The organism is Flavobacterium suncheonense GH29-5 = DSM 17707 (assembly GCF_000430025.1).
Lineage (GTDB): Bacteria > Bacteroidota > Bacteroidia > Flavobacteriales > Flavobacteriaceae > Flavobacterium > Flavobacterium suncheonense.
Map to the genome: position 1 here is coordinate 153,137 of NZ_KE387020.1, position 11,294 is coordinate 164,430.

Sequence of the window (11,294 nt, forward strand, 5' to 3'; positions counted from 1 at the left end):
ATTTTTAACGAAAATCTTTTTTATGAAACTAAAGTCAGTTCTATTTTTTCTGTTCCTGTTTTCAATTAGTAAGGCACAAACCCTTGATGAGTTAAAAGTGGAAACCAAAAAAGTTTATGATGCCAGCTACAACATAGATTTTGATGAAATATTAAATTACTCCTATCCCAAATTATTTGAACTAGTCGATAGAACTCAAATGACACAAGTATTGGAAAGTAATTTTCAAAATCCTGAATTCAGTGTCAGTTTTGTGTATCCTAATCCGGTATTTACGTATTCGGAACTGAAAAAAATTAACCAACAGACTTTTTGTATTGTCCGCTACAACGGTGCCATCCGAATGAAATATGAAAAACCGCTAACCGATCAGCTTGCCAATGGAATGCTTACCACATTCAAGCAACACATGACGGGCAAAAAGGTTACTTTCGAAAAAGAGCGCAACAGTTTTCTGATTGAAGGAGAAAGTGTTATGATTGCCATTTCCGATAACGTAACGCAAAACAAATGGCGTTTTATAAATTATGATGCGGGTCAGCTTGACTTCATCGACAAAATGCTCACCGAAACCGTCCGAAAACAACTTGGACTATAACAACCGTTTCTTTTCGAAGCTTCCAAAGCAACAGATTATAACACAATGACGAACACTATCGTATTTTCTTCTTTTTTTAACGCCGTACACTCCAGTATTGCCGATGGTACTTTTGCTAAACTGACCTTTACCAAAACTATCGGAAAACCGGAATTGCTGAACATTTACGTAAAAACCGCTGTGGAAAACGGCACTTTAAAACTGTCGGTCATTCATAAAATTTACAACGAAGGATTGCAGGAGATTGAGAAAATTATCGAACTGGACGATCTGGAATCCGAATTGACGCCTTACATCAACAATCCGTTTATGTGGGTTTTATTGTTTACTACGGAAGCCGATATCACAATGAAGCTAAATAAAAAACGCATTGCTAACATTAGCGAACAACCGCCTACGTTTAAAAATCCGGATGCTGCTTTAACTGTGTTTAAGAACAAATAAAAAAGGATGTGAGTACTTCACATCCTTTTTTATTGACTTTATAGTGCATCCGGAAAAATCTTGCCCGGATTTAAAATATTGTTCGGATCGAAGACCTTTTTGATGCTCTTCATCAGCTGCAATTGACTGTTGTTGAAGGCGATGTCCATGAAATTTTTCTGCACATACCCTATTCCGTGTTCCCCGGATAAGGTTCCTTTTAGGGAAACGGTCAGTTCGAAGATTTCGCGGATGCCTTTAGGAACTTGCGTTTTCCAGTTATCGTCGGTCATATCGGCTTTGATGATGTTTACGTGCAGGTTGCCGTCTCCCGCGTGCCCGTAACACACGGATTTGAAACCGTATTTGTCACCAATCGTCTTAATCCCTTTTAATAAGGTTGGCAATTCATAACGCGGTACCACAGTATCTTCTTCTTTATACACAGAATTCGATTTTACGGCTTCCGCCACACCGCGACGCATGCGCCATAAGGCATTTTTCTGGTCTTCGGTATCGGCAAAAAGGATTTCATCAATTTCGAACTGTTCGACTACTCCCATTATTTTTTCGGCTTCGAGCATTAAAACATCGGGGTAATTACCGTCTACTTCAATTAATAAATGGGCCTTAATTTCGTCTTTAATAGCTATGTTAACGCCTTCAATGTATTTGATGGCCCAGTCGATGGCATCGCGTTCCATGAATTCCAGAGCGCTTGGGACTACACCTGCCCTGAAGATGGCGGAAACGGCTTCGCAGGCCTGTTCGGCTTTGTAAAACGGCACCAGCATTAAGACATTGTGCGCATTTTTCGGCAAGAGTTTTAAAACGATTTTGGTGATGATGCCCAAAGTCCCTTCACTGCCTACCATTAACTGTGTCAGGTTGTACCCTGTTGAGTTTTTCAAGGTGTTGGCACCGGTCCAGATGATTTCTCCGGTTGGCAATACTACTTCCAGATTCAGGACGTAATCTTTGGTCACGCCATATTTTACAGCTCTTGCTCCACCGGCATTTTCAGCAACATTACCACCGATGAAACAACTGCCGCGACTGCTTGGATCTACCGGGTAAAACAGGCCTTTCTCTAAAAGGGTTTCCTGTAAAACCTGTGTGATTACAGCCGGTTCGGTTACTACCTGAAGATTTCTTTCGTCAATTTCAAGGATGCTATTCAGACGGTCTGTTGACAAACCAATGCCCTGATAAATGCTCAACGCACCGCCGCTTAAACCGGTTCTTCCGCCAATGGGTACAACAGGAATTTTGTATTCGTTCGCCAGTTTCACAATCTGCGAAATCTCTTGTGCAGATGCCGGTTTCACAACAACACTTGGCGGAAACACATAATCTTCTGTTTCGTCGTGACCGTAGTGGTTGCGGGTTTCTTCGTCTGTAAACACGAACGATGCGCCTACGATGGTTTCCAGTTTTTGCAGTATTTCGGGTGTTAGTGGCATGACATGCTATTTTTAAACAAATTTAATAAACTAAACGGGATGACGGAATCAAATGTTTATAAAGATGCTGTTTTCTAGGGCTGAGGAAAGTATTAATGGTATTGAGCATGGTGTATTTGTATAACTGAAATTTTGCAGGCTTGAACATTAAGTTTTATACGACATATACACGACATATACACGACATATACACGACATATATACGACATATATACGACATATATACGACATATATACGACATATATACGACATATATACGCTATATATGGATTAAGTATGAATTGGAAAGGATTAACTGTGTTTTTGTGCTTTGGTTTAGATAATGTTTTAAGGCAGTTTTATTAGATTTGTTTTGACGTTGAATGCACACACAGATTAGACCGGTGCTTTAACCGAACTGGGTGTACTGCTTATCTACGGTGAAACCTCTGAAATTATGAAAGGGAATATTTCCAGAATTATTATTGAACAAAAAAATTACAAAAAAGCTATTAACCTATTTGCCGTCTGAAACTAAAATGAAGCTGACTGATTTAGAAATTAAACACATCCAAAATGATCCGAAAAGGCCTACCCTTATTTTTTTGCACGATTCGTTGGGAAGTATTGCTCTGTGGCGCGATTTCCCCGAAAAATTAGCGGCCCTTACCCAATGTAATCTTCTTATTTACGACCGTTTGGGCTACGGACAATCGCAACCGATGCCGACACACGTAAGAAACAATGATTATGTGGAACTGGAAGCGGATGTGCTAAACCGGATTATAACCGAATATGCGTTAAGCAATGTCATCCTGTTCGGACACAGTGACGGTGGTTCCATTGCGCTTATTGCGGCCAGCAAATATCCCTCAAAAATTAAGGCGATTATCGTGGAAGCGGCGCATATTTTTGTGGAAGACATTACCCTGAAAGGAATCTGTGAAGCAGCTGAAGCCTACGCCACAACTGATTTGCCCGAACGTTTGGCCAAATACCACGGCACTAAAACGGATACCATGGTAAAAGCCTGGACCGAAACCTGGCGCAGTCCTGCATTCCGAAACTGGAATATCGAACATTTCCTGAAAAGCATTACGGCTCCTCTGCTTTTCATTCAGGGTGAAAACGACGAATACGGCACATTGAATCAGGTGAAAAAAACCATTTCACAGGTAAGCGGAAGCGCTGAAAAAGCAGTTATTCCGACTGTCGGACATACCCCACACAAAGAGCAGCCGGACGTAGTTTTGAAAATCGCCGCAACTTTCATCAACAGGCTGATTCGTTAAAACGGTCGCTAATTTGTCTTGCGAAAGACAGGGTAAATTGCCGAAAAATCACTAAATTTAAGGATTGTATAAAGGCTTCTTTTGCTAAATGGATGAATTGAGCAGCCTTACGGTTTTAAATTACCCTTATCTGCAGGCTGATGGTCTTTAAAAAAGGCAACCCAACGACAGGAAAAGACGTACGACAAGCACCGCTGCCATGATCAATACAGACCAAAATCACAAACACACCTACGATGCGCAGGGCCGGATGACGTGTTGCACGCTGGAAGATAAAATTTACAGTAAAGCAGAGGAAAAAGAACGCCATCACCACGACCACGATTACGACCACAGCCACGGCGGAAGCAGTCTAATGAAACTTTTTTTGCCGAGTATCCTTTCTGCGGTGCTATTGCTCGCTACCATCAGTTTGGACCATTTTCTGAAACCCGGATGGTTTACCGGTTGGGTAAAAATTATCGGATATGTAGCAGCTTACCTTCCTGTCGGGATTCCCGTACTTAAAGAAGCGCTTGAAAGCATTCGCAAGGGGGAAATCTTTTCGGAATTCTTTTTAATGGGTATCGCGACCCTCGGAGCTTTTGCCCTTGGTGAATATCCCGAAGGTGTGGCCGTTATGCTGTTTTATGCCGTGGGCGAAGTGTTTCAGACCCTGGCCGTAAAAAGAGCAAAAGCCAACATCAAATCCCTGCTCGACCAACGGCCGGATGAAGTAACGGTTTTGCGCAACAAGCAACCGCAAACGGTAAAAGCGGAAACCGTAGTCATTGGCGAAATCATACAACTAAAGCCCGGAGAGAAATTGGGACTGGACGGGGAACTCTTATCGGAAACGGCTTCGTTTAACACCGCAGCGCTCACCGGCGAAAGCAAGCCCGACACCAAGACAAAAGGTGAAACAGTTTTGGCCGGCATGATTAACCTCAACACGGTTGCTCAGGTAAAAGTTACAACTGCCTATACCGACAGTAAGCTGAGTAAAATCTTAGAGTTGGTACAGAATGCCACGTCCCAGAAAGCTCCGACAGAGTTGTTTATCCGGAAATTTGCCAAAATCTACACCCCGATTGTGGTGGCTTTGGCTGTGGGCATTTGTTTTCTCCCCTACTTTTTTACAACCGATTATCAGTTTGCCGATTGGTTATACCGGGCGCTCATTTTTCTGGTGATTTCCTGCCCCTGTGCGTTGGTGATTTCCATTCCGCTGGGGTATTTCGGCGGAATTGGTGCGGCGAGTAAAAACGGAATTTTGTTTAAAGGCAGTACCTTTTTAGACGTGCTGGCGACTGTTCAGCATGTGGTGATGGACAAAACGGGCACCCTGACCGAAGGCGTTTTTAAGGTGCAGGAAGTGGTGTTTGACCCGGCCTTTATGGAAGTTGAACTGTTGCAAATGGTTGATGCGCTGGAACGTCACAGCAGCCATCCTGTTGCTACCGCCATCCATGAATTTGTCGGGAATACCGGCAATACGATTCCGCTTGAAAATGTGGAAGAAATTGCAGGGCACGGACTGAGAGGCACTGTAAACGGAAAAGAATTGCTGGTCGGGAATTTCAAACTGATGGAACAATTCGGCATTCCGCACCAAAAAGACCTAAAGGATATCGTTTATACCGTTATTGCCGTTGCCTACGACAGCCAATTTGTGGGCTACCTTACCATATCCGACACTATAAAAACAGATGCCAAACTTACCATTGATCGCTTAAAATCCCTGCGGGTAAAACCCACGATGCTGAGTGGCGACAAAACCACGGTGGTTCAATTTGTGGCAAAAACCCTGGGGATTCCAAATGCTTTTGGCGACTGTCTGCCCGAAGACAAGGTGAACAAAGTGAAAGAACTAAAATCACGCCGGGAAAGTGTGGCCTTTGTGGGCGATGGTGTAAATGACGCCCCGGCGGTAGCCCTGAGCGATGTGGGAATTGCGATGGGCGGCTTGGGAAGCGATGCCACTATTGAAACGGCAGACGTGGTCATACAGGACGACAAACCAAGTAAAATTCCGATGGCGATTACCATCAGTAAGCAGACTAAGAAAATTGTCTGGCAAAACATCTCCTTAGCCTTTGCGGTAAAAGGAATTGTGCTGCTTTTGGGCGCAGGCGGATTGGCGACCATGTGGGAAGCGGTTTTTGCAGATGTTGGTGTGGCTTTGCTGGCGATTTTAAACGCTGTCAGAATACAACGAATGCGGTTTTAAAGTGCGATAACGATAAAAAGAAGACTATGAAAAAGGTAATTGCAGCCATCAATATGACGCTTGACGGGTTTTGCGACCATACCGCTGTTATCCCGGACGAAGAAATACATCAGCATTACGCCGACCTGTTGCGAACTGCCGATATCGCTTTATACGGCAGGATAACCTACCAGCTGATGGAATTTTGGCGCACCCTACTGGAAAATCCCACAGGCGATAAAACAATGGACGATTTTGCCGAAGCCATGGACAACACTCCAAAACTTGTTTTTTCCCGCACACTGAAAACCCTGGACTGGAAAAGTGCCAAATTAGCCGAACAGGATCTTGAAAAAGAGGTTCTGACGCTGAAACAGCAATCAGGCAAAGATGTTTTTGTATGCAGCCCCAGCCTGATTGTAGCGCTGACGAAACTCCGTTTAATCGACGAATACCAGCTTTGTGTTCATCCTGTTATCGCCGGAAGCGGTTTGCCGTTATTTAAAGACATCCGCGAAAGGATTGTGCTTAAACTGATTAGAACTAAAACGTTTCGCAGCGGGGCGGTTATTCTTTATTATGAAGGGGAAAGGGGTAGTTCTTAATGGTTGCGCGTTCTCAGACCGGGGGGCTTTGATTGAGGTTTTGTTTTTGTTGTTCATTTTTTTGTATTGATGCTTAAGACGAATGATATTTGTTGTGTTGCGCGGTGGCTGAGGCCCTCGAAGCCACTTCTACTCATGGCAAACTTTTTTGAAAAATCACTAAATTTAGTGATTGTGTGGGTGGTTTTTTATGGGTATGTTTGGGAAGTTTATAAATAAAAAAAGTCCCACCGAAGCAGGACTAAAGATTTTCATCTACGGCATATAGCCTTATTGTGATAAGATTAAAGATTAGAATAATTTTTTCACATTTCAAATGTAACGATAAAAAGGAAATAAAAAAATATATGGCACGAATTTTAGGATTGGATTTAGGAACAAACTCGATTGGATGGGCAATCGTTGATAAAAATGGAACTGAATTTTCATTAGTTGATAAAGGAGTTAGGATATTTTCTGAAGGGGTCAAATCTGAGAAAGGCATTGAAAGCTCACGTGCTGCTGAACGAACCAATTATAGAAGCGCTCGCAAAATAAAATTTAGAAGAAAACTTCGAAAGTATGAGACTTTGAAAGTGCTTTCACAAAATGGGATGTGCCCATTATCAGTAGACGAAGTAAATGGATGGCGTAAATCTGGCTTCAAACAATATCCATTAAATCCGGAGTTTTTAAAATGGTTGCGCACTGATGATAACCAAAACATCAATCCTTATATTTTTAGAGATAGAGCAAGTAGACAGAAAGTTTCATTGTATGAGCTTGGCAGAGCTTTGTATCATATTGCGCAACGAAGAGGCTTTTTAAGTAATAGATTAGATCAATCGGCTGATGGAATTATTGAGCAACACGCACCCAATATTGAAAGTAGAATTGAAGAGGCTCAAACTGTTAATGATTTAATGGTTGAAATTGAAGATTATTTTGACGGATTAGATATACTTGAAAAGAATTCAAAAGATTTAGATGAAGGAGAAAAGAAACTCAAATCTTTATATAATGCTCTTGAAAAGATAATTAAGTCTAATGATTTTGAAAAAGCAAAAGCAGAAGTTATTGCCAGACTAAATAGAAAAGAAGATCAGGGAGCAGTAAAACAAGAGATTGGAGAAATATCAAAAGCCATGAAAGATGGAAATTTTGGTACTTTAGGTCAATACTTCTATAGCTTATACAGTAAAGGTAAAATAAGAAATCATTATACTGCAAGGGAAGAACATTATTTAGCCGAATTTGAAATAATTTGCAAAGCACAAGGAATAACAGAAATTAATGAAAATGAAAAATTACCAGAAAAAAGATATAGCGGTTTAGCAAAAGAATTATATCGAGCAATATTTTTTCAACGTCCCTTAAAATCACAAAAAGGACTAATTGGTAAATGTTCCTTTGAAAAAAATAAAACACGTTGTGCAATCTCACATCCTGATTTTGAGGAATACAGAATGTGGAGTTATTTAAACACTATAAAAATAAAAACACCAGAAGATGAAAAATTACGCTTTCTAACTTTAGCTGAAAAGCAAAGACTAATTCCTAAATTTTTAAGAAAGAAAGACAATTTCAATTTCGAAGATTTGGCTAAAGAACTCATTGTTAAAGGAACAACATTCGAATTTTATAAGTCTTCTAATGCTAAATCAGCACATTATTTATTTAACTATAAACCGAAAGATACTGTTCCGGGCAGTGTTGTTTCAGCTTCACTAAAAAATATTTTTGGTGACGATTGGAATACTAAACAATGGAACTATCAAACTCAAAACTCAAAAGGTGAAACGGTTACAAGAACTGTTTACTACAAAGATATTTGGCATTTGTTATCTGTTTCTACTTCCGATATTTATTTAGAGGAATATGCAAAAAACAAACTTGGCTTAGATGAAAAACGAGCTAAATCATTCAGTAAAATCAGATTAAAAAAAGATTTTGCCAGTTTAAGTTTGAACGCAATTGCTAAAATAACACCTTATTTAAAGCAAGGTTTATTGTATTCTCATGCCGTTTTTATGGCTAATATTGAAAATATTGTAGATGAACACATTTGGAACAATCCTAAAGAACGCTTGTACATCCAAAATAAAATAGCTGAGATTATTGATGATAACACTCTTGAAAACAGTAAATTAGAAATCATAAACGGTTTAATCAAAGAATGTAAAGCCGATAACTGTTATTATTCAAAAGAAGCTGAACATACCTATAAAAATGATTTACAAAAAAAGGTCGCTACTATTTTTAGAAACAATGAAGACCAAGATGATATTGTAGAGGAATTGTTTCCGATTTTCATTATACAATTACAAAAACATGAATATATCCCTATTAAAAGATTAGATGAAAAAGTAATTGAATTCTTGAAAGGAGAAAACGAAGATGGCGAAATCTATTGTAGCAATCAAAATCGTTTGCATAAACTATATCACCCATCAGATATAGAAGTTTTTAAAAAGAAAATCATAAAAGATGAATTTGGAAATGAAAAAGTGGTTTTAGGTAGCCCTTTGATTTCATCCATCAAAAATCCTATGGCTATGCGCGCTTTGCATCAATTGCGAAAAGTGTTGAATACATTAATATTAGAAGGTTTAGTTGATGAGAAGACCAAAGTACATATAGAATTAGCGCGTGAGTTAAACGATGCCAACAAGCGAAAAGCAATACAGGATTTTCAAAAAGAAAATCAAAATAAAAGACAGGATCTTGCTAAACAAATAAAAGAAGATTATAAAGCCCAAACAGGTAAAGATATCGAACCAACAGAGGATGATATTTTGAGATACCAATTATGGGTGGAGCAAAATGGAATGGAAATATACGAACCAACATTAAATGGTGGGGTAAGTAAAAAAATTGGAATTCATCAAATTATTGGCGAAAACCCTGATTACGATATTGAACACACCATACCGAGAAGCATTTCGCAAGATAATTCATTGATGAATAAAACACTTTGCAGCAAACGATTTAACAGAGACATTAAAAAAAATCAAATGCCTATAGAGTTAAATAATTATGAATTGTTACTACCTTATATTGACCACTGGCGTAAAGAAGCAGACAAACTAACTTGGGAAATAGAACAAATCATAAAATCAACGAAAGCCGCTGCTACTAAGGAAGCTAAAGACAAAAAAATACGAAGAAGACATTATTTAACCTTAAAACGTGATTATTTAAAAGGTAAGTATGAACGTTTTGTTTGGAAAGAGGCTAAAGTTGGATTTAAGAATAGTCAGATTCCAGATACCGGAATCATCACCAAATATTCTCGTGCTTATTTGAATTCTTACTTTAACAGAGTAGAAAGTGTTAAGGGTGGAATGGTTGCCGAATTTAGAAAAATCTGGGGGCTACAGCCAAGTTTTATCAAAGACGGTAAAAAATATTATGAGGAAAAAGATCGAAGCAAACATACTCATCATACCATTGACGCTATAACCATAGCCTGTATGACTAAGGACAAATATGATGTGTTAGCAAACGCCTGGACAAAAGAAGATAATGAAAACGGTAATGAAGCAAGAAAACTTTTATCCGAATCAAAACCTTGGCCAACCTTTACAGAAGATTTACAAAAAATAGAAGGAGAAATTTTGGTTTCTCATCATACACCTGATAATGTAAAAAAACAATCCAAAAAGATTGTTCGAGTTAGAGGTAAAAAACAATACATTGCTGAAATCGAAAGGGATATAAACGGTAAAGCTGTTGCCAAAAAAGACGGTAATGGAAAAATCATCTATAAATTAGATTGTAATGGCAAGAAGTTGCCAAGAATCCAACAAGGTGATACTATTCGTGGTTCTTTACACCAAGACAGTATTTATGGAGCTATTAAAAATCCATTAAATACAACGGAAATACGTTATGTAATTCGTAAAGATTTAGAAAGTTTAAAAGCTAATGATATTGAAAATATTGTTGATGAAATCGTTAAAGAAAAAGTAAAACAAGCTATTGCTAACAAAGTGTTATTACTGTCATCCAATACGCAACAAAAAAACAAAATGTCAGGTACAGTTTGGATGAACGAAGAAAAACAAATTCCTATTAATAAGGTGAGGATATATGCCAATTCTGTAAAAAATCCTTTGGAGATTAAAGAACATAGTTTGCTTTCAAAATCTAAGCACGAACATAAGCAAAAAGTGTATGGGGTTAATGGTGAAAATTATGCTATGGCTATTTATGAAGGTCAGGATAAAAAAGGTAATTTAAAAAGAGGATTTGAATTGTTAAACTATATGGATGCAGGTAACTATTATAAATTAAGTAATGATTCTAAAAATCATAATACAATTGTGCCAGCCATTCATTTAAAGTTAGATTTACCGTTAAAATATATAATTAAGAAGGGTGATTTAGTCCTGTTTTACGAGGAAAGTAGAGAAGAATTAAGTGAAGTAGGTGATAAAGAATTTATGAAAAGATTATATAAAGTTATCGGATTTGAGGGAGATGGAAGAATTCAATTCAGACATCATAAAACGGCAATGCAGCAAAGTAGTGCAAATAAAGAAGAATTGACTATTGTCAAATTCATGGCTGATAATAATTTGAAAAATTCTCAAGTAGATTTTGATACTCCAGTGCCATGGTTAAGGTTGAGAGTGTCAAATTGTGATTTTTTATTGAATGATAAAGAATTCAAGATTAATCCGTTAGGTAAAGTTGCAATTTTATAAAATAAATTAAAAGTTCATTGACATAAAGTTTCAAATTCTTAAACAGCTCAAACCACA

The 11,294-nt window shown here is 38.4% G+C and carries 7 protein-coding genes; 6 read left to right on the forward strand and 1 reads right to left on the reverse strand.

The genetic code is table 11. From position 1 onward, the window contains the following. The first annotated feature begins 22 nt into the window (after window positions 1–22). Together G498_RS0110885 and G498_RS0110890 are read left to right on the forward strand one after the other, a co-directional pair. Complete coding sequence (locus G498_RS0110885; RefSeq protein WP_026981174.1) at window positions 23–598, forward strand: hypothetical protein; 576 nt, start codon at window positions 23–25, stop codon at window positions 596–598. 45 nt (window positions 599–643) lie between these two features. Continuing rightward, window positions 644–1,042, forward strand: a complete 399-nt coding sequence (locus G498_RS0110890) for a hypothetical protein (RefSeq protein ID WP_026981175.1) — start codon at window positions 644–646, stop codon at window positions 1,040–1,042. 38 nt (window positions 1,043–1,080) lie between these two features. Here the strand turns inward: G498_RS0110890 and G498_RS0110895 are convergent, their stop codons facing one another. After that, window positions 1,081–2,484 (reverse strand): FAD-binding oxidoreductase, encoded by a 1,404-nt coding sequence (locus tag G498_RS0110895; protein ID WP_026981176.1) that lies wholly within the window; start codon window positions 2,482–2,484, stop codon window positions 1,081–1,083. A gap of 519 nt (window positions 2,485–3,003) precedes the next feature. Between G498_RS0110895 and G498_RS0110900 the strand changes: the two genes are divergently transcribed. From G498_RS0110900 to cas9, 4 genes are all read left to right on the forward strand, one after another. After that, window positions 3,004–3,756: an alpha/beta fold hydrolase gene (locus G498_RS0110900; protein ID WP_026981177.1), complete on the forward strand. Its 753-nt coding sequence runs from the start codon at window positions 3,004–3,006 to the stop codon at window positions 3,754–3,756. A gap of 199 nt (window positions 3,757–3,955) precedes the next feature. Further along, the gene (locus tag G498_RS0110905) at window positions 3,956–5,965 is read left to right on the forward strand and encodes a heavy metal translocating P-type ATPase (protein WP_026981178.1); all 2,010 of its coding nucleotides are present in this window, start codon (window positions 3,956–3,958) and stop codon (window positions 5,963–5,965) included. A gap of 26 nt (window positions 5,966–5,991) precedes the next feature. Next, a complete protein-coding gene (locus G498_RS0110910) occupies window positions 5,992–6,549 on the forward strand; it encodes a dihydrofolate reductase family protein (protein WP_026981179.1) in 558 nt (185 codons plus the stop codon). A 347-nt stretch (window positions 6,550–6,896) separates the two neighbouring features. Next, window positions 6,897–11,237, forward strand: a complete 4,341-nt coding sequence (cas9, locus tag G498_RS15490) for a type II CRISPR RNA-guided endonuclease Cas9 (protein ID WP_081694237.1) — start codon at window positions 6,897–6,899, stop codon at window positions 11,235–11,237. Window positions 11,238–11,294 lie beyond the last annotated feature (57 nt).

Bases quoted from the DNA above. Each gene is read 5' to 3' on its own strand.
- G498_RS0110885 (WP_026981174.1), top strand. From the start codon at position 23: ATGAAACTAAAGTCAGTTCTATTTTTTCTGTTCCTGTTTTCAATTAGT.
- G498_RS0110890 (WP_026981175.1), top strand. From the start codon at position 644: ATGACGAACACTATCGTATTTTCTTCTTTTTTTAACGCCGTACACTCC.
- G498_RS0110895 (WP_026981176.1), bottom strand. From the start codon at position 2,484: ATGCCACTAACACCCGAAATACTGCAAAAACTGGAAACCATCGTAGGC.
- G498_RS0110900 (WP_026981177.1), top strand. From the start codon at position 3,004: ATGAAGCTGACTGATTTAGAAATTAAACACATCCAAAATGATCCGAAA.
- G498_RS0110905 (WP_026981178.1), top strand. From the start codon at position 3,956: ATGATCAATACAGACCAAAATCACAAACACACCTACGATGCGCAGGGC.
- G498_RS0110910 (WP_026981179.1), top strand. From the start codon at position 5,992: ATGAAAAAGGTAATTGCAGCCATCAATATGACGCTTGACGGGTTTTGC.
- cas9 (WP_081694237.1), top strand. From the start codon at position 6,897: ATGGCACGAATTTTAGGATTGGATTTAGGAACAAACTCGATTGGATGG.